Annotated in this window: 18 protein-coding genes and 1 pseudogene; 14 read left to right on the forward strand and 5 right to left on the reverse strand. The window is 74.9% G+C overall.

Annotated features, from left to right (window positions below; all coding sequences use genetic code 11):
• Both ACZ462_RS00005 and coaA read right to left on the reverse strand, forming a co-directional pair.
• A partial coding sequence (locus tag ACZ462_RS00005) for a DUF389 domain-containing protein (protein ID WP_468250814.1) occupies positions 1 to 1,029 on the reverse strand: 1,029 nt, incomplete at its 3' end.
• 15 nt (positions 1,030 to 1,044) lie between these two features.
• Entirely contained in the window at positions 1,045 to 1,983 is a 939-nt protein-coding gene (gene coaA, locus ACZ462_RS00010) for a type I pantothenate kinase (protein WP_467808128.1), read from the reverse strand.
• A 378-nt stretch (positions 1,984 to 2,361) separates the two neighbouring features.
• Between coaA and ACZ462_RS00015 the strand changes: the two genes are divergently transcribed.
• From ACZ462_RS00015 to ACZ462_RS00050, 8 genes and pseudogenes are all read left to right on the forward strand, one after another.
• The gene (locus tag ACZ462_RS00015; RefSeq protein ID WP_467808076.1) at positions 2,362 to 3,102 is read left to right on the forward strand and encodes a hypothetical protein; all 741 of its coding nucleotides are present in this window, start codon (positions 2,362 to 2,364) and stop codon (positions 3,100 to 3,102) included.
• Between the two features lie 127 nt (positions 3,103 to 3,229).
• Positions 3,230 to 5,077, forward strand: coding sequence for a glutamine--fructose-6-phosphate transaminase (isomerizing) (glmS, locus tag ACZ462_RS00020; RefSeq protein ID WP_467808077.1), 1,848 nt, complete (start codon positions 3,230 to 3,232; stop codon positions 5,075 to 5,077).
• A gap of 22 nt (positions 5,078 to 5,099) precedes the next feature.
• The gene (locus ACZ462_RS00025; RefSeq protein WP_114053760.1) at positions 5,100 to 5,468 is read left to right on the forward strand and encodes a holo-ACP synthase; all 369 of its coding nucleotides are present in this window, start codon (positions 5,100 to 5,102) and stop codon (positions 5,466 to 5,468) included.
• Positions 5,469 to 5,503: 35 nt separating this feature from the next.
• Positions 5,504 to 6,907 (forward strand): NAD(P)H-hydrate dehydratase, encoded by a 1,404-nt coding sequence (locus ACZ462_RS00030; protein WP_467808078.1) that lies wholly within the window; start codon positions 5,504 to 5,506, stop codon positions 6,905 to 6,907.
• 113 nt (positions 6,908 to 7,020) lie between these two features.
• Positions 7,021 to 8,169 carry an alanine racemase gene (gene alr, locus ACZ462_RS00035; protein ID WP_467808080.1) on the forward strand — a complete coding sequence of 383 codons (1,149 nt, stop codon included), beginning with the start codon at positions 7,021 to 7,023 and terminating at the stop codon, positions 8,167 to 8,169.
• A gap of 59 nt (positions 8,170 to 8,228) precedes the next feature.
• A pseudogene (locus tag ACZ462_RS00040) lies at positions 8,229 to 9,351 on the forward strand (alpha/beta fold hydrolase); the annotation flags it as partial.
• Positions 9,320 to 9,889 carry a tRNA (adenosine(37)-N6)-threonylcarbamoyltransferase complex ATPase subunit type 1 TsaE gene (gene tsaE, locus ACZ462_RS00045; protein ID WP_467808081.1) on the forward strand — a complete coding sequence of 190 codons (570 nt, stop codon included), beginning with the start codon at positions 9,320 to 9,322 and terminating at the stop codon, positions 9,887 to 9,889. The pseudogene ACZ462_RS00040 and the gene tsaE, both read left to right, overlap by 32 nt.
• Positions 9,890 to 10,043: 154 nt before the next feature.
• On the forward strand, positions 10,044 to 10,250 hold the full coding sequence (locus ACZ462_RS00050) for a hypothetical protein (protein ID WP_467808083.1): 207 nt from the start codon (positions 10,044 to 10,046) through the stop codon (positions 10,248 to 10,250).
• A gap of 65 nt (positions 10,251 to 10,315) precedes the next feature.
• Here ACZ462_RS00050 and ACZ462_RS00055 read toward each other — a convergent pair whose 3' ends face one another.
• On the reverse strand, positions 10,316 to 10,867 hold the full coding sequence (locus ACZ462_RS00055; protein WP_467808084.1) for a hypothetical protein: 552 nt from the start codon (positions 10,865 to 10,867) through the stop codon (positions 10,316 to 10,318).
• A gap of 158 nt (positions 10,868 to 11,025) precedes the next feature.
• On the opposite strand from ACZ462_RS00055, the gene tsaB reads away from it, so the two are divergent.
• The 4 genes from tsaB (at position 11,026) to ACZ462_RS00075 (ending at position 13,646) form a co-directional block, all read left to right on the forward strand.
• Positions 11,026 to 11,688 carry a tRNA (adenosine(37)-N6)-threonylcarbamoyltransferase complex dimerization subunit type 1 TsaB gene (gene tsaB, locus ACZ462_RS00060; protein ID WP_467808085.1) on the forward strand — a complete coding sequence of 221 codons (663 nt, stop codon included), beginning with the start codon at positions 11,026 to 11,028 and terminating at the stop codon, positions 11,686 to 11,688.
• Between the two features lie 65 nt (positions 11,689 to 11,753).
• Positions 11,754 to 12,245, forward strand: coding sequence for a ribosomal protein S18-alanine N-acetyltransferase (gene rimI / locus ACZ462_RS00065; protein WP_467808129.1), 492 nt, complete (start codon positions 11,754 to 11,756; stop codon positions 12,243 to 12,245).
• Positions 12,238 to 13,374, forward strand: coding sequence for a tRNA (adenosine(37)-N6)-threonylcarbamoyltransferase complex transferase subunit TsaD (gene tsaD, locus ACZ462_RS00070; RefSeq protein WP_467808087.1), 1,137 nt, complete (start codon positions 12,238 to 12,240; stop codon positions 13,372 to 13,374). The genes rimI and tsaD overlap by 8 nt, the downstream gene beginning before the upstream one ends.
• Before the next feature lie 14 nt (positions 13,375 to 13,388).
• Positions 13,389 to 13,646, forward strand: coding sequence for a hypothetical protein (locus ACZ462_RS00075; protein WP_467808131.1), 258 nt, complete (start codon positions 13,389 to 13,391; stop codon positions 13,644 to 13,646).
• 17 nt (positions 13,647 to 13,663) lie between these two features.
• Here ACZ462_RS00075 and ACZ462_RS00080 read toward each other — a convergent pair whose 3' ends face one another.
• The gene (locus tag ACZ462_RS00080; protein WP_467808088.1) at positions 13,664 to 14,875 is read right to left on the reverse strand and encodes a class I SAM-dependent methyltransferase; all 1,212 of its coding nucleotides are present in this window, start codon (positions 14,873 to 14,875) and stop codon (positions 13,664 to 13,666) included.
• Positions 14,876 to 14,976: 101 nt separating this feature from the next.
• Here ACZ462_RS00080 and ACZ462_RS00085 point away from each other — a divergent pair, with 101 nt between their 5' ends.
• Entirely contained in the window at positions 14,977 to 15,939 is a 963-nt protein-coding gene (locus ACZ462_RS00085; protein ID WP_467808090.1) for a polysaccharide deacetylase family protein, read from the forward strand.
• Positions 15,936 to 16,823: a polysaccharide deacetylase family protein gene (locus ACZ462_RS00090; protein ID WP_467808091.1), complete on the forward strand. Its 888-nt coding sequence runs from the start codon at positions 15,936 to 15,938 to the stop codon at positions 16,821 to 16,823. The genes ACZ462_RS00085 and ACZ462_RS00090 overlap by 4 nt, the downstream gene beginning before the upstream one ends.
• On the opposite strand, the gene ACZ462_RS00095 is transcribed toward ACZ462_RS00090, so the two are convergent.
• A complete protein-coding gene (locus tag ACZ462_RS00095) occupies positions 16,814 to 17,437 on the reverse strand; it encodes a helix-turn-helix domain-containing protein (RefSeq protein ID WP_467808092.1) in 624 nt (207 codons plus the stop codon). The two genes, ACZ462_RS00090 and ACZ462_RS00095, sit on opposite strands and share 10 nt — an antisense overlap.
• Positions 17,438 to 17,591 lie beyond the last annotated feature (154 nt).

Below are 17,591 nucleotides of genomic sequence, written 5' to 3' on the forward strand. Positions count from 1 at the left end.
GGCCTGTTGTGGGGTCAAAGGCAGCCACCGACACCTCCCCGCACCCGTGGGTGGGGAAGGGCAATCGTCCCTTTGTTGCTCCCCCCCCCCCCCCCCCCGTTCCCCCCCCCCCCCCCCCCCCCCCCACAGCAGTTTCCAGCCCAGCAGGGTCAGCGTGCCGGCCAGCACGATCCCGGACAGGTTCAGGGCGAGCTGCACGGCCGAGCCCCACATCTGCGGGATGTCCCCGAAGCTGAGCGCCAGGGCCGCGTTCGCGGCGGCGGGCACCGTGGTCACCGAGATCGCGACGCCGACGAGGGCGCCGGACTTCGCGGACGTCAGCGACAGCATGCCGGCCGTGCCGGCGAGCAGCGCCACGATGAAGGAGAACGGGTCGGGCTGCCAGACGAAGCTGGTGTTGGGGCGCGGCGCCTCCAGCATCGCCGCGTCGATCTGGCCGATCGCCGTCATGCCGAGGCTGAACAGGGTCGTCGCCGCGATGGCCGAGGTGAATCCGACGGCGAGGGCGCTCGCCGAGCGCGCCGCGAGGCGCGGAGCGCCGCGCACGAGCCCCGTGCAGACTCCTGCGAGGGGCCCGAACTCCGGGCCGACGGCCATCGCGCCGACGATCAGGACGGCGTTGTCGAGGGCCACGCCGCAGGCCGCGATCATCGTGGCGACGGCGAGGAAGACCAGGTAGGTGAGGGTGAGGGTGGAGTCCTCCCGCGTCGCCTCGGTCAGCTTCTCCCAGAGCACCGCGTCGGCGGCCTCGCCCGGGGCCTCCTCCTCCGCGCGCTCGGCCCGGTCGGACAGCGACAGGTCGATGTCCTCGACGGCGATCGAGCCGTCGCGGTCGATGCCGAGTGTGCGCAGCCCGTGCAGCAGCCCGTCCCCGGCCTCGCGGGCCACGTCGCACAGCACGAGGTCGCCGGCCGGCTCGCGGGCGGCGCCTGGGAGCACGGCCACGTGCGTGGTGCCCACCGTTTGGTCGATCAGCTCCAGGACGGCGTCGGTCCGGTCGGGCGGGGTGATCATCCGTAGGTGCAGCATCCCCGCACCGTAGCCTCAGAGCTTGCGCAGGCTCAGTTTCTGCACCTTGTGGTCGGCCCCCTTGCGGACGACCAGGGTGGCGCGGCCGCGGGTCGGGGCGACGTTCTGGAGCAGGTTCGGCTTGTTGACCGTCCGCCACATCGTCTTCGCGTACTCCAGCGCCTCCTCCTCGGAGACCTGCGTGTACCTGCGGAAGTAGGACGAGGGGTCCTGGAAGGCGGTCTCCCGCAGCTTGCGGAAGCGGTTGAGGTACCAGCGCTCGATGTCCTCGGCGCGCGCGTCCACGTACACGCTGAAGTCGAAGTAGTCGGCGAGGCCCACCCTGGTCCGGCCGTCCTTGCCGGGCAGGGCCGGCTGGAGGACGTTCAGGCCCTCCACGATCAGGATGTCCGGGCGGCGGACGACGAGCCGCTCGCCGGGCACGATGTCGTAGATCAGGTGGGAGTACACCGGGGCGGTGACCTCGTCCTTGCCGGCCTTGATGTCGGCGACGAAGCGGGTCAGGGCCCGGCGGTCGTAGGACTCCGGGAAGCCCTTGCGGGAGGTCAGGCCGCGGCGCCGGAGCTCCTCCATCGGGTAGAGGAAGCCGTCGGTGGTGACGCGCTCGACGCGGGGGTGCTCCGGCCAGCGCGCCAGCAGCGCCTGGAGCAGGCGGGCCACGGTGGACTTGCCGACGGCGACGGAGCCGGCGACTCCTATGACGAACGGGGTGCCCTGCTGGCTGCCGTGGCCGTTGCCGCCCGCGTCGCCGAGGAAGGTGTTCAGCGCGCCGCGCAGGTTGCTGGTGGCGCCGACGTACAGGTTGAGGAGGCGGGAGAGCGGCAGGTAGACGTCGCGGACCTCGTCCAGGTCGATGACGTCGCCGAGGCCGCGGAGCCGCTCGACCTCCTCGGCCGTCAGGGGCAGCGGCGTCCGCTCGCGCAGCGCGCTCCACTCGGCCCGGGTCAGGTCCACGTAGGGGGAGGCCTCGGTCCGGCGCGGGGTGCGCTCGGGCCGTCCGGGGCGCTCCGTCCCGCAGTCCGGGTCCGGCGTGCTGCTTCGTGGCGGCGAAGTGATCACACTCCATTGTCGGGGCTGGGGGCCGCGCGTGGGTGGTGGGGTCGGTCACGTGGCGCAGGCGTCGGGTTTCGGTCTCGCTGCGGTCACGATCACGTCGCAGGGCTTTGATCCCGGCGGTGCTGTCGGATCGGGCGCGTAGATTTCCGATCAAGGACGTTTCCGGGCGGGTGTTTCCACGGGGAGTGGTGCCGCGCCGGAGGTTCCTGCATCGTTTCTCGCAACCGCTTCCGGGGGAGTTCCACCGTGCGCAGCACCTTCGTCCGCCGTTCTGTCATGACCGCGTCTGCCGTGTCCCTGGCCCTGCTGGCCACCGCGTGCGGCTCGTCCGATTCCAAGGGCGAGGCCAAGGCCGACGCCCCGGCCCCCGCCGCCTCCTCGGCGGCCCCGGCCGCGAAGGGCAAGACCGACGCCGAGCTGGCCGGCGTGATCGTGAAGCAGGCCGACCTGCCCGACCACCTGGTGAAGGAGGCCACGGCCGCCGAGGCCGCCGCCGGTGCCGCCGCCACCAGCGACAAGCCCGACTGCCTGCCGCTGGTCAAGGCCCAGTCGATGGCCCCCGTGGGCAAGGCGGCCGGCACCGCGAGGACCAAGGCCGTCGCCAAGCCGAAGGACGGCGGCGCCGCCGACACCCCGGACGCCAAGATGAAGGCGATCATGGACGCGCTCGGCGCGAACGCCACCGCCGTCACCCTCTCCTCGTACGACGGCAAGGGCGCCGAGGAGGCCTTCGCCGCGCTGAAGAGCGCGGGCACGGCCTGCGCCGCCGGCTACGGCGTCACCCAGGACGGCGAGTCGGCCAAGGTCACCAAGGTGGCCCCCGGCACGCCGGTGACCGCGGGTGACGAGGCCCTCGCGTACACCGTGGAGGCCGACTCCGACGGCACGAAGATCTCGACGCAGCTGGTCGTCGTGCGCAAGGCCAACACCGTCGCGACCTTCTCGGCGCTCAGCCTGAAGGGTGTCGCCGAGCAGCCGAAGGCCGTCGTCGACGCGCAGGTCAAGAAGCTGGGCTGACCCGCAGGCCGGCTCGAAGCAGGCCGGCTCGAAGCACGTCAACCCCGCTCCGGCGCGTTCGCCGGGGCGGGGTTTTCGTCTGGTCCGGTACGGGACGGGGCGTCAACTCGGGCGTACGCTGCGCGCTATGTGCGGAATTGTGGGTTACGTAGGAGCGCAGTCGGCGCTCGATGTGGTCGTCGCCGGACTCAAGCGGCTGGAGTACCGCGGCTACGACTCGGCGGGCGTCGCCGTCGTCGCCGACGGGGAGCTCGCCTCGACGAAGAAGGCCGGGAAGCTCGTCAACCTGGAGAAGCAGCTCGTCTCCGATCCGCTGCCGCCCGGCTCCACCGGGCTCGGCCACACCCGGTGGGCGACGCACGGCGGCCCCACCGACGCCAACGCCCACCCGCACCTGGACAACGCGGGCCGGGTCGCCGTCGTCCACAACGGCATCATCGAGAACTTCGCCGTGCTGCGGGCCGAACTCGAAGACCGCGGGCACCGGCTGGACTCCGAGACCGACACCGAGGTCACCGCCCACCTGCTGGCCGAGGAGTTCGCGGCGGCCGGGGACCTCGCGGAGGCGATGCGCCGGGTGTGCCGCCGCCTGGAGGGCGCCTTCACGCTGGTCGCCGTGCACGCCGACGTGCCGGACACCGTCGTCGGCGCGCGCCGCAACTCGCCCCTCGTCGTCGGCGTCGGCGAGGGCGAGAACTTCCTCGCCTCCGACGTGGCCGCGTTCATCGCGCACACCCGCTCCGCGATCGAGCTGGGCCAGGACCAGGTGGTGGAGCTGCGCCGGGACGGCGTCACCGTCACCGGCTTCGACGGCTCGCCCGCCGACGTCCGCGCCTACCACGTCGACTGGGACACCTCGGCCGCGGAGAAGGGCGGCTACGACTACTTCATGCTGAAGGAGATCGCCGAGCAGCCGAAGGCCGTCGCCGACACCCTCCTCGGCCGCATCGACGCGAGCGGCTCCCTCACCCTCGACGAGGTGCGCATCCCCGCGTCGGTGCTCCGCGAGGTCGACAAGGTGGTGATCGTGGCCTGCGGCACGGCCTACCACGCCGGCCTCATCGCCAAGCTGGCCATCGAGCACTGGACGCGCATCCCCTGCGAGACGGAGCTGGCAAGCGAGTTCCGCTACCGCGATCCGATCCTGGACCAGCGGACGCTGGTGGTGGCCATCTCGCAGTCCGGGGAGACCATGGACACGCTGATGGCGCTGCGGCACGCGCGCGAGCAGGGCGCGAAGGTGCTCGCCATCTGCAACACGAACGGCTCGACGATCCCGCGCGAGTCGGACGCCGTGCTGTACACGCACGCCGGTCCGGAGGTGGCCGTCGCCTCGACCAAGGCGTTCCTGACGCAGCTGGTGGCCTGCTACCTGGTCGCGCTCTACCTGGGCCAGGTGCGCGGCACGAAGTGGGGCGACGAGGTCGGGGCGGTCGTCCGCGAACTGTCCGACATCGCCGGGGCGGTGGAGGCCGTCCTGGAGACCATGGAGCCGGTGCGGGCGCTGGCGCGGTCCCTCGCCGACAAGAACACCGTGCTGTTCCTCGGCCGGCACGTCGGCTACCCGGTGGCCCTGGAGGGCGCGCTGAAGCTGAAGGAGCTCGCGTACATGCACGCGGAGGGATTCGCGGCGGGCGAGCTCAAGCACGGCCCGATCGCGCTGATCGAGAAGGACCTGCCGGTGGTGGTGGTCGTGCCGTCGCCGCGCGGGCGCTCCGTCCTCCACGACAAGATCGTGTCGAACATCCAGGAGATCCGGGCGCGGGGTGCGCGGACCATCGTCATCGCCGAGGAGGGCGACCAGGCGGTCGTCCCGTACGCCGACCACCTGGTCCGCATCCCGGTGACGCCGACGCTGCTCCAGCCGCTCGTGGCCACCGTGCCGCTCCAGGTGTTCGCGTGCGAACTGGCCACGGCGCGCGGCAACGAGGTGGACCAGCCGCGTAATCTCGCGAAGTCCGTGACCGTGGAATAGGAGAGAGCGGGGGGTCGCCGTCGTGATCATCGGCGTGGGGATCGACGTGGCGGAGATCGAGCGCTTCGGCGTGTCGATGGAGCGGACGCCGGGCATGGCCCAGCGGCTGTTCACCGAGTCGGAGCTGGTGCTGCCGAGCGGGGAGCGGCGCGGGATCGCCTCGCTCGCCGCCCGGTTCGCCGCGAAGGAGGCGCTCGCCAAGGCGCTCGGCGCGCCCGGCGGCATGCTGTGGACCGATGCGGAGGTGTACGTGGAGGAGACGGGGCAGCCGCGGGTGCGGGTGCGGGGCACCGTCGAGGCGCGGGCGGTGGAGCTGAACGTGAAGTCCTTTCACCTCTCGCTCAGCCACGACGCGGGCGTCGCCTCGGCCGTCGTCATCGCCGAGGGCTGACGGCTGCCGCGCCGCCGATCGGGCAGGCTGGGCCCATGCGTACTGCTTACAGCGTGGAGAACGTGCGGGCCGCGGAGCGGGCGGCGATGGCGCGGCTGCCGGAGGGCGCCCTGATGCAGCGTGCGGCGGCCGGGCTGGCCGCCGCCTGCGCCGGCCTGCTGCCGAAGGTGTACGGCGCCCGGGTCGTCCTGCTCGTCGGGCCCGGCGACAACGGCGGCGACGCCCTGTACGCGGGCGCCCGGCTCGCCCGCCGCGGCGCCGCGGTGACCGCGGTGCCCGCCGACCCCGGCCGCGTGCACCCGGGCGGGCTGGCGGCCCTGCGCGCCGCGGGCGGCCGGGTGGCCGCCGCGGTGCCGGACCGCGCGGACCTGGTCGTGGACGGCCTGCTCGGCATCGGCGGGCAGGGCGGACTGCGCCCGGCCGCGGCGGCGCTCGTGGAGCGGATCCCGCCCGGCGCACCCGTCGTCGCCGTGGACCTGCCCAGCGGGGTGGACGCGGACACCGGGGAGGTCGCCGGCGCCGCCGTACGGGCCGGCACCACCGTCACGTTCGGGGCGTACAAGCCGGGCCTCCTCGTCGACCCCGGCGCGAGCCGGGCCGGCGAGGTGCGGCTGGTGGACATCGGCCTGGACCCGGCCGCGCTCGGCACCCCGGACGCCGCCGCCCCGGAGGACGCCGACATCGCCACCCTCCTGCCGCGGCCCGGCGCGGCGAGCGACAAGTACAGCCGCGGCGTCGTCGGCGTCGTCGCCGGATCGGCGCAGTACCCGGGCGCGGCCGTCCTGGCCGTGGCGGGGGCGCTGCGCGGCGGCGCGGGCGCGGTGCGCTACGTCGGCCCGGCGCACGAGGAGGTGCTGGCCCGCTACCCGGAGACGCTCGTCGGGCCCGGCCGGGTGCAGGCCTGGGTGGTCGGGCCGGGCCTCGGCGGCGACCGGGCCGCGGAGGCAGCGCGGGCGCTGGCCGAGCCGGTGCCGGTGCTGGTGGACGCGGACGGGCTGCGCGGCCTGGACCCGGCGGTGCTGCGCGCCCGCACGGCGCCGACCCTGCTGACGCCGCATGCGGGGGAGGCGGCCGCGCTGCTCGGCGTGCCGCGCGCGCACGTGGAGTCCGGGCGGCTCGCGGCCGTACGGGAGCTGGCCGCCCGGTTCGGGGCCGTGGTGCTGCTGAAGGGCTCGACGACCCTGGTGTGCGACGGCCGCGGGCCCGTCCGGGTGAACCCCACCGGGACGCCCTGGCTGGCCACGGCCGGCAGCGGCGACGTCCTGTCCGGCCTCGCCGGCTCCCTCCTCGCGGCCGGGCTGCCGGCCGCCGACGCGGCGTCCGCGGCGGCGTACCTGCACGGCCTGTCCGCCGGGCGGGCCGCGGCCGGCGCCCCGCTGCTCGCCCACGAGGTGGCCGCGGCGCTGCCCGCGGCCTGGCGCGCGGTGCAGGGCCCCTGACCCGCCGCCGGCGCCCGCGGCGCGGTCCGCCGCAGGTCTGGGCGGGTCCTCTGTGACAGGGCCGGTACACGCCCTGCGGTCGGGCCGGGACGGGCTCTGAGAGACTGGGGGCGATGAACGAGACACCGACGCGCGTGTACGCCGAGATCGATCTGGACGCCGTACGGGACAACGTGCGCGCCCTGCGCGCGCGGGCGCCCCGGGCCGCGCTCATGGCCGTGGTCAAGGCGGACGCCTACGGGCACGGTGCCGTCCCCTGTGCCCGCGCCGCGCTGGAGGCGGGCGCCGCCTGGATCGGCACGGCCACCCCGCAGGAGGCGCTCGCCCTGCGCGCCGCCGGGATCGACGCGCCCCTGCTGTGCTGGCTGTGGACGCCGGGCGGCCCCTGGCGCGAGGCCGTCGAGGCGGGCATCGACGTGTCCGTCAGCGGGATGTGGGCCCTGCGCGAGGTGCAGGACGCGGCCCGGGCCGCGGGCCGCCCCGCCCGGATCCAGCTGAAGGCCGACACCGGTCTCGGCCGGGCCGGCTGCCAGCCCGCCGACTGGGCCGAGCTCGTCGGCGCGGCCGCGGCCGCCGAGGCCGAGGGCACCGTCCGCGTCACCGGGGTCTGGTCGCACCTCGCCTGCGCCGACGAGCCGGGGCACCCGTCCATCCCGCTCCAGCTCGCCGCCTTCGGTGACATGCTCGCGTACGCCGAGAAGGAGGGCCTGGAGCCCGAGGTCCGGCACATCGCCAACTCCCCGGCGACGCTCACCCTCCCGGAGAGCCACTACGACCTGGTGCGCTGCGGCCTCGCCGTCTACGGGGTCTCGCCCGCGCCCGAGCTGGGCACCTCCGCGGAGCTGGGGCTGCGGCCCGCGATGTCGCTGAAGGCCTCCGTCGCCCTCGTCAAGACGGTGCCCGCCGGGCACGGCGTCAGCTACGGCCTCCACTACACCACCGAGGCCGAGACCGACCTGGCGCTGATCCCCGCCGGGTACGCCGACGGCGTCCCCCGGCACGCCTCCGGCCGGGGCCCGGTCGCGGTCGGAGGAAGGATTCGCCGCGTCGCCGGCCGCGTCGCCATGGACCAGTTCGTCGTCGACCTCGGCCGCGACCACGGCCCCCGCCGCGTCGGGCCGGGCGACGAGGCCGTCCTCTTCGGCAGCGGCGAGCACGGTGAGCCCACCGCCGAGGACTGGGCGCAGGCGGCGGACACGATCGCCTACGAGATCGTCACCCGCATCGGAGCGCGCGTGCCCCGCGTCTACCGCAACGGCTGAGTGGGGGCCGCGTGAGCGAGAACTGGCGCAGGGCCGGCTGGGCCGGAGCCGTCATCGGCATGGTGGCCGCCGGTGCGGCGGCCGGCGTGGCCGTCGAACGGATCACGGTCGGGCGCGGTGTGCGGCGCAAGGCGCGCCTGGCGCTGGACGCCGCCGGCGACTACGGCTCCCTGCGCGGGACGCCGGGCGCCGCCTACGCCGAGGACGGCACCGAGCTGCACTTCGAGGTGGAGGAGCCGGCCCCGGACGCCGAGCTGGCCCGCCCGGGGCTGCGGCCCAAGGACGAGCCCGCCCCGACCGTCGTGTTCTGCCACGGCTACTGCCTCGCCCAGGACTCCTGGCACTTCCAGCGCGCCGCGCTGCGCGGGACGGTCCGCGCGGTGTACTGGGACCAGCGCAGCCACGGCCGCAGCGCCCGCGGCTTCGCCCAGGCCGACGGCGAGCCCGTCACCATCGACTGCCTCGGCCGCGACCTGAAGGCCGTCATCGACGCCGCCGCCCCGGAGGGCCCGCTCATCCTGGTGGGGCACTCCATGGGCGGCATGACGATCATGGCGCTGGCCGACCAGTACCCCGACCTGGTCCGCGAGCGCGTCGTCGGCGTCACCCTGGTCGGCACATCCAGCGGCCGCCTGAGCGAGGTGACGTACGGGCTGCCCGCCTTCGGCCTCGGCGCGGTGCGGCGCATCCTGCCGCCCGTCCTGAAGGTGCTCGGCTCCCAGGTGGAGCTGGTGGAACGGGGCCGCAGGGCCACCGCCGACCTGTTCGCGGGGATGGTCAAGCTGTACTCGTTCGGCGCGCCCCGCGAGGTGGACCCCGCGGTCGCCCGGTTCGCGGAGCGGCTCATCGAGCACACCCCGATCGACGTGGTCGCCGAGTTCTACCCGGCGTTCCAGTCCCACGACAAGACGGAGGCCCTCCAGCGGTTCGGGGACATCCCGGTCACCGTCATCGCCGGCGACCGCGACCTGATCACGCCCGCCGCGCACAGCCAGGCCATGAAGGACGCCCTGCCCGCCGCGGAGCTGGTGGTGCTGGAGCGGGCCGGGCACCTGATGATGCTGGAGTACCCGGAGACGGTGACGGCGCTGCTCCTGGAGCTGCTCACCCGCACCGGCGCGGTGCCCGGCAGCGGCTAACGTTGGCGCACATGGAAGACGTACCGCTGGAAGCCCCCCGCAGCCCGGTGCCGCAGCCGGGTCCGGGGCCGCAGGGACCCGGCGCCCGGGCCCGGATCACCGTGGACTCGCCCGGGGCGATGCAGGCACTCGGCCGGAGCATCGCCGGCCTGCTGCGCCCCGGCGACCTGGTGCTGCTGACCGGGGAGCTGGGCGCGGGCAAGACGACGCTGACGCGCGGGCTGGGCGAGGGGCTCGGCGTGCGCGGCGCGGTGACCTCCCCGACGTTCGTGATCGCCCGGGTCCACCCCCCGCTGGGCTCCGGTCCGGCGCTGGTGCACGTGGACGCGTACCGCCTGGGCGGCGGGCTCGACGAGATGGAGGACCTGGACCTCGACGTCTCGCTGCCCGAGTCCGTGGTCGTCGTCGAGTGGGGCGACGGCAAGGTGGAGGAGCTGTCCGACGACCGGCTGCACGTGGTGATCGCGCGGGCCGTCGGCCACGAGGAGGTCCTCGACGACGTACGGGAGGTCACGGTGCACGGCGTGGGCGCCCGCTGGGCCGCGCCGGACGCGCTGGCGGGGCTGGGGGCCGCGGGCTGAGGGCGCCGCGGGGTGCGGCGGGCGGCCGCCGGGGAAAACGTGCCGACAACCTGTCGGGAAGATATTGCGCCGGACGACGCGCCCGTGGTGACATGGTACAGAGGGCAGGTTAGGCCTACCTAAGTACGGCCGGCCCGGGGCCAGGAGGGCAGCCATGCCGACAGGAGCAGCACCCCGCGACCACCGCCCGTCCGCCGTCCCCATGGGCACCCTGCTCGCCGCGTGCGCGGCCGCGACGGCCGTCTCCACGCCGCCCGCCCGCGAGCAGGCCCGGCCCGTCCGGGAGGCCTCCGCCCCCGGCCGCGGCGCATCGGGCCGCGAGCCGCTGGCGCAGCCCGGACCGGAATCCGAGGCCGCCTGAGCCGCCCGCCCGCCGGGTCCGGGGGAAGCCGTCCGCCGAGCGGGTGCCCACGCGCCCGGTCGGCGTCAGGGAACGACGACGATCTTGGAGTTGATCGTCGCGAACGCCCACATCGCGTCGCCGTCGGCCCGGCTCATCCGGATGCCGCCGGTCTTCTTCGCCGGGTCCGGCTGCGGCATCCCGCCGTCGACGCGCGCGCTGAAGCCCACCACGACGCCGTCGGTGCTCGCGAAGCGCACCACGTGCTCGATGGGCACCCCGTCCGAGCCGGTCACCGCACCCGCGCGCGAAGTCACCAGGTAGGTTCCCATCTTCGGGTTGACCGTGCTCGGCATCACGGGGAACGTCCTGGGCTCCCGCCCGTCCTCCCCGACCAGCCACACCCGCTTCTGGCCCAGGGAGTACACGACCCGCACCCCGGTGCCGGAGTCGGCCGGCACGGCCGCCGGCTTCTCCGGGCCCGGCGCCGGCGCGACCGCCCCGGGGGAGGGCGCAGCCTTCGGGGGCTGCACGGGAGCCGCGGGCGCGGTCGCGGAGGCCTGGTAGCCGAGGAAGCCGACCGCGGCCAGCGCCGCGACGGTGAGCCCGGCCACGATTCCCGAGCTTCTGCTTGCCACCTTGCTCCACCTCTCCGTGCTTCCCCTGGCCGGCCGCCCGCCGGCGGGGCGCGCCCCCCGGCCCCCGGTCCCGGCCGATGCCTGGGTCGAAGGTAGCAGCCGGGGTGCCCGGTGACCGGCCGCAAGGGCCGGGGCCCGGGGAGTCGTAGGCTGTTCGCGTGCTCTTGCTCGCCGTAGATACCGCCACGCCCGCCGTCACCGTCGCCCTCCACGACGGCCGCGGGACCGTCGCCGAGGCCCACCAGGTCGACGCCCGCCGCCACGGGGAGCTGCTGCTCCCCTCCGTGGACCGCGTCCTCGCCGAGGCCGGGCTGAAGCTCGACGCCCTCACCGGCATCGTCGTCGGGGTCGGCCCGGGCCCCTACACCGGGCTGCGCGTGGGCCTGGCCACCGCCACCACCTTCGCCGCCGTCCTCGGCATCCCCGTCCACGGGCTGTGCACCCTCGACGGGCTCGCATACGCCGCGGGCGCCGCCGGCATCGAGGGCCCCTTCACCGTCGCCACCGACGCGCGGCGCAAGGAGGTCTACTGGGCGCGCTACGAGGACCCCCTCACCCGGGTCGGCGAGCCCGCCGTGGACCGCCCGGCCGACATCGCCGAGCAGGTTGCCGGGCTGCCCGCCGTCGGCCAGGGCGCCCGGCTGTACCCGGACGTCTTCACCGACGCCCGCGACCCCGAGCACCAGAGCGCCGCCGCGCTGGCCGCGCTGGCCGCGCACCGGCTGGAGGCCGGCCTGGACTTCCTGCCGCCGGCCCCGCTGTACCTGCGCCGGCCCGACGCGCAGGTGCCGAAGAACTACAAGGTGGTCACTCCGCAGTGACCGCCCGCCCGTCGCCCGACCCCCGGCCCGCGGCGCCGCCGGCCGGCACCGCCGTGCTGCGCCCGATGCGCTGGTGGGACATCGGGCCCGTGCTGGAACTGGAGCAGGACCTCTTCCCCGAGGACGCCTGGTCCGCCGGCATGTTCTGGTCCGAGCTCGCCCACTCCCGCGGCCCGCGCGCCACGCGCCACTACGTGGTCGCCGAGGACGCGGCCGGCCGCCTGGTCGGCTACGCCGGGCTGGCCGCCGCCGGCGACCTGGCCGACGTACAGACCATCGCGGCCGCGCGCGACCAGTGGGGGACCGGGCTCGGCGCCCGGCTGCTCACCGACCTGCTGCGCGCCGCCACCGCGTTCGAGTGCGCCGAGGTGCTGCTGGAGGTGCGGGTCGACAACACCCGCGCCCAGAAGCTCTACGAGCGCTTCGGCTTCGAGCCGATCGGCTTCCGCAGGGGCTACTACCAGCCAGGCAACGTCGACGCGCTCGTGATGCGCCTTTCCGATCCCGCACTCTCCGTCCCCGCGGACGGACCCGTACAAGGTGAGACCCATGGCTGACGAACCGCTCGTCCTCGGCATCGAGACCTCCTGCGACGAGACCGGCGTCGGCATCGTCCGCGGCACCACCCTGCTGGCCGACGCCGTCGCCTCCAGCGTCGACGAGCACGCCCGCTTCGGCGGGGTCGTGCCCGAGGTGGCCTCCCGTGCCCACCTGGAGGCGATGGTCCCGACCATCGAGCGCGCCCTGAAGGAGGCCGGGGTCAGCGCCCGCGACCTCGACGGCGTCGCCGTCACCGCAGGGCCGGGGCTGGCCGGTGCGCTGCTCGTCGGCGTGTCCGCCGCGAAGGCCTACGCGTACGCCCTCGGCAAGCCGCTGTACGGCGTGAACCACCTGGCCTCGCACATCTGCGTCGACCAGCTGGAGCACGGCCCGCTGCCCGAGCCGACGATGGCGCTGCTGGTGTCCGGCGGGCACTCCTCGCTGCTGCTCGCCCCGGACATCACCTCCGACGTGCGGCCGCTCGGCGCGACCATCGACGACGCCGCCGGCGAGGCCTTCGACAAGATCGCGCGGGTGCTGCAGCTCGGCTTCCCCGGCGGGCCCGTCATCGACCGGCTCGCGAAGGAGGGCGACCCTAAGGCCGTCAACTTCCCGCGCGGGCTGACCGGGTCGCGCGACCCCGCGTACGACTTCTCCTTCTCCGGGCTGAAGACGGCCGTGGCCCGCTGGATCGAGGCGAAGCGGAACGCGGGCGAGGAGGTGCCGGTGCGGGACGTGGCGGCGTCCTTCCAGGAGGCCGTGGTGGACGTCCTGACGCGCAAGGCGATCCGCGCGTGCAAGGACGAGGGAGTCGACCACCTGATGATCGGCGGCGGCGTCGCCGCGAACTCCCGGCTGCGGGCGCTGGCGCAGGAGCGCTGCGACGACGCGGGCATCGTCCTGCGCGTGCCGCGGCCCAAGCTGTGCACCGACAACGGCGCCATGGTCGCGGCCCTGGGCGCGGAGATGGTCCGGCGGAACCGGCCGGCCTCGGACTGGGACCTGTCCGCGGACTCGTCGCTGCCGGTGACGGAGCCGCACGTGCCGGGGAGCGCCGAGGAGGAGCACACCCACGGCCACGGGCACGGCCACGCCCACGACCATGACCACGTGCACGAGCTGAGCAAGGACAACCTGTACCCGTGAGCACCGTCGCGCTGATGTGGGAGGCCCGGGCCGCCGAGGGCCGCGGGCCGGAGCTGCTGGCCTGGGCCCGTGCGCAGGCCTCGGAGGGGGAGCCGCTGCGGCGGGAGGTGTTCCGGGCGCCGCAGGACCGGGTGCTGGTCGTCACCTGGTGGGAGGCCGAGGACGGCCTGACGGCCGACCTGCCCGAACTCCCCTCCCCGCCCGCCGGCCTGGCCGCCCGCCCGGTCCACCGCTGGCGCTTCGAGTCGGTCGAGGCGGCCCCGGGCCGCTGACCCGCGGGCGGGTGCCCTCACGCGGCGCCGGCCGGCGCCCCGATCAGCATCGACGGGGCGCCCGCGACGCGGGTGAGGAAGACCGTCGCCGCGTTCGGGCCCTGCGGCTTGACCTTCCTGCGGAGCTCCTCCGGCTCGATGGCCGAGCCGCGCTTCTTCACCGTCAGGGTGCCGACGCGGCGCTCGCGCAGCAGCGCCTTCAGGGGCTTCAGCCCGAACGGCAGCACGTCGGTGATCTCGTACGCGGTCGCGTACGGCGTCGCGCGCAGCTCGTCCGCGGTGACGTAGGCGATCGTCGGGTCGATGAGCCGGCCCCCGAGCTGCGCGGCGACCTCGGCGACGAGGTGCGAGCGGATGACGGCGCCGTCGGGCTCGTACAGGTGGCGGCCCACGGGCCCGACCGGCGGAGGCGGCAGCGGGCCGGCGGCGTGCAGGGTGCGCGGGCCGGGCAGCAGGGTGGCGCGTACGGCGGGCCCGGTGCCGGGCACGGCGCGCGCGGCCTCCGCGGCCGCCGCGCCGAACCACAGCACGGCCTCCTTCACGTCGCCGTGGTCGGAGATCCACTCGGCCTCGGCTCCCGCGGGGACGGCCTCGTGCGGGATCCCGGGTGCGATCTTGACGGCGCCGCAGGGCGCGGCGGCCGCCGCCCGGGCCGCCCAGGACAGCGGGGGCGAGTACGCCTCCGGGTCGAAGACCCGGCCCCGGCCGCCGCGCCGGGCGGGGTCGACGAATACGGCGTCGTACCCGGAGGTGTCGACGGCCGCGACGTCCTCCTCGCGGACCTCCACCAGGTCGGCCACGCCCAGCGCCTCGGCATTGGCGCGGGCGACCGCCGCGGTCAGCGGGTCGCGGTCCACCGCCAGCACGCGGATGCCCCGCCGGGCCAGGGCCAGGGCGTCGCCGCCGATGCCGCAGCACAGGTCGGCGACGCTGCGCACGCCGAGGGCGGCGAGCCGGCCGGCGCGGTACTCGGCCACGGAGGCGCGGGTCGCCATCTCGGCGCCGCCGGGCGTGAAGTACATCCGGAAGGCGTCTTCGGCGCCGAACTTCGCCACCGCGCGCTGCCGCAGCCGGGCCTGCCCGAGCGCGGCGGAGACGAGCGGGGCGGGGTGGTCGCGGCGCAGCCGGGTGGCGACGGCGAGCTCCCTGCCCGGGTCGTAGTCGCGGAGGGAGTCCAGGAGGGTGCGGCCCTCCGGGGTCAGGAGGGCGGCGAAGTCTTCGGGGGTCACCCGTTCATTGTCGGCCAGTGTGGGCCAGTCGGTTGAAGACGGCCCTGCGCTCCGCGGTGTCGGCGGGGCGGCGTGCGGGTGCGGTGCCAGGATGCGCTGCTATGCAGCTAGTACGACAAAAGGAACAAAAGGCGCTTGATGGTCGCCGGTCGCCGGCCGGCCCCCGCGGCGGCCGGGCCGGGGTCGCGGCCGCCGCCCTGCTGGTCGCCGCCCTCGGCACGGCGTGCGGCTCCTCCCAGGACTCCGGCGCGCCCGCCCCCGCCAAGTCCGGCAAGTCCGGCAAGGGCGCCGAGGCGCCGGGTGCGGCCGGTGCGGCCGGCAGCTACGCCGAGAAGCAGAAGGCCGCCCGGCTGGCGGTCATCGCCGCGGCGAAGAAGTGGAAGCTCGACAAGCCGCCCCTCACGGCCCCGCCGGCCCCCGAGGAGAAGCCGGAGATCACCACCCGCGACGGCTTCGAGGTCGACGGCCACGACGAACTCCCCCCGGTCTTCACCACCGTTCCGACCGAGGACAAGGTCGTCTTCCTGACGATCGACGACGGAGCGGAGAAGGACCCCGAGTTCCTGAAGATGATGCAGGAGCTGAAGATCCCGTACACGGCGTTCGTCAGCGACTACCTCATCCGCGACGACTACCCGTACTTCAAGGCCATGCAGGCCGCGGGCGTCACCCTGAACAACCACACCCTCAACCACCGGTACATGCCGGCGCTCTCCTACGAGAAGCAGCGCGAGGAGATCTGCGGCCAGCAGGACACCATCCAGAAGACCTTCGGCAAGCGCCCGGCGCTCTTCCGGCCGCCGTACGGCAACTACAACGAGGACACCCTGCGCGCGGCAAAGTCCTGCGGCATCAAGGCCGTTCCGCTGTGGAACGCCGAGGGCTTCCCGAACCGGATGGACTACCGAGAATGGGACCGCGACCTGCATCCCGGAGATATCATCCTCACGCATTTCCGGGGGAGCGAGGACTGGAAGGGCACCATGCCCGACATGATCCGCCACGTCATGAAGACCGTCACGGACAAGGGTTACGCCGTGGCCCGCTTGGAGGACTACCTGTGAAGCACGCGCGCCGGCTGACGGCTGCCATACTCGCTGCCGGCGCGCTGGCACTGTCCCTGGCGGGATGCGGGAACAGCGTGGACCCGATCGAGCGGCTGGGCCGCAACACCGCCCGGTCCGAGTCCTCCGCCCCGGCAGGGGACCAGGGGGCCGGGCCGGGCGCCTCCTCCCCGTCGGCCTCCGCGGCCGACGGCCAGGCGTACCGCAAGTGGGGGCTCGCCGCCCCCCTGGAGTACGCCCCCAAGCCGGCGCAGAAGCCGGCCCTGCCGCCCGGCGCGCCCGGGAAGGCGCAGGTCGTGGACCGAATACCCCTGCCCCCGGGCGAGAAGACCGTCTTCCTCACCTTCGACGACGGCGCCGAGAAGGACCCCGAGTTCCTGAAGATGGCGGCCGACCTCAGGCTGCCGATCAGCATGTTCCTCACGGACAGCGCGGCCTCGTCCGACTACGGGCACTTCGAGAAGCTCCGCGACAACGGCTCGGGCAGCACCGTGAACAACCACACGCTGACGCACCCGAACCTGCGGACCCTGCCCTTCGCCGCGCAGAAGAAGGAGATATGCGGTCAGCAGGAGCGCCTGGAGAAGCGCTTCGGCACCAGGCCGCCCCTCTTCCGCCCGCCCTACGGCAACTACAACGACGACACGCTGAAGGCCGCCGCCGAGTGCGGCATCTCGCGGGTCGTGCTGTGGCGGGCGTCCATGCAGATCAAGGACTTCCAGTACGCCGAGGGCTCCGGCCTGCGGCCCGGCGACATCGTCCTCGCCCACTTCCGCGGCCCCGCCGAGCTCAAGGGCGCCACCGAGGTCCAGATGACCGCCAACATGCTGCGCAGCATCCAGGAGCAGGGCTTCCGCATAGGCCGCCTGGAGGACTACCTCTGAGGCCCTGACGGCCCCTGGCCGCACGGGTCCTGCGGCGCCGCGGCCCCCGGACCGGTACGGACGACCGCCTGGTCCCCGCGGGGGCCGAACAGGTGCAGGATCTCCACCGCCTCCGGGCCGGCCGGCCCGAACCAGTGCGGCTCGCCGGTGTCGAACTCGGCGACCTCGCCCGGGCGGAGCGTGAACTCCCGCTCCCCGAGCAGCAGCCGCAGCTCCCCGGCGAGCACGTACAGCCACTCGTAGCCCTCGTGGCTGACGAGCCGCGGCTCGCGGTGGGCGAGCACCTGCTTGAACCCCCGGACGCGGCCCGGGTACTGGGTCAGCGGGACGAGGACGCTGCCGCGCTCGCGCCGGCGCGGCACCAGGTGGACCCCCGGGTCGCCGGTCGCGGGCGCGGCCACCAGCTGGTCGAGAGAGACGCGGTGCGCCGCCGCGAGCGGCAGCAGCAGGTCCAGGGTGGGGCGCCGCAGGCCGGACTCCAGGCGGGAGAGCGTGCTCAGGGAGATGCCGGTGTCCGCGGCGAGAGCCTCCAGGGTGAGCCCGCGGGCCCGGCGCAGCGCGCGCAGGCGCGGCCCGATGGCGTCGAGCAGTTCCGTCAGCGAGTCCGCGTCCACGGTCCCATTTTGCGGTCTCCGCAAAACTCCTCCGCGGGCGGCGGGGGCCGGTCCGAGCATGGGCCGGCAGACCCTCCCCGACGGAAGGCGGACCCCGTGGCATCCACCCCGAACCCGGCCGCGGCCCCGGCCCCGCGACCGGCCGCGCAGCCGC

Source organism: Streptomyces sp. NPDC031121, from assembly GCF_055570615.1.

Bases quoted from the DNA above. Each gene is read 5' to 3' on its own strand.
- rimI (WP_467808129.1), top strand. From the start codon at position 11,754: ATGCGCTGGTGGGACATCGGGCCCGTGCTGGAACTGGAGCAGGACCTC.
- ACZ462_RS00030 (WP_467808078.1), top strand. From the start codon at position 5,504: ATGCGTACTGCTTACAGCGTGGAGAACGTGCGGGCCGCGGAGCGGGCG.
- tsaD (WP_467808087.1), top strand. From the start codon at position 12,238: ATGGCTGACGAACCGCTCGTCCTCGGCATCGAGACCTCCTGCGACGAG.
- ACZ462_RS00075 (WP_467808131.1), top strand. From the start codon at position 13,389: ATGTGGGAGGCCCGGGCCGCCGAGGGCCGCGGGCCGGAGCTGCTGGCC.
- alr (WP_467808080.1), top strand. From the start codon at position 7,021: ATGAACGAGACACCGACGCGCGTGTACGCCGAGATCGATCTGGACGCC.
- ACZ462_RS00050 (WP_467808083.1), top strand. From the start codon at position 10,044: ATGCCGACAGGAGCAGCACCCCGCGACCACCGCCCGTCCGCCGTCCCC.
- tsaE (WP_467808081.1), top strand. From the start codon at position 9,320: ATGGAAGACGTACCGCTGGAAGCCCCCCGCAGCCCGGTGCCGCAGCCG.
- ACZ462_RS00015 (WP_467808076.1), top strand. From the start codon at position 2,362: ATGACCGCGTCTGCCGTGTCCCTGGCCCTGCTGGCCACCGCGTGCGGC.
- ACZ462_RS00085 (WP_467808090.1), top strand. From the start codon at position 14,977: ATGCAGCTAGTACGACAAAAGGAACAAAAGGCGCTTGATGGTCGCCGG.
- glmS (WP_467808077.1), top strand. From the start codon at position 3,230: ATGTGCGGAATTGTGGGTTACGTAGGAGCGCAGTCGGCGCTCGATGTG.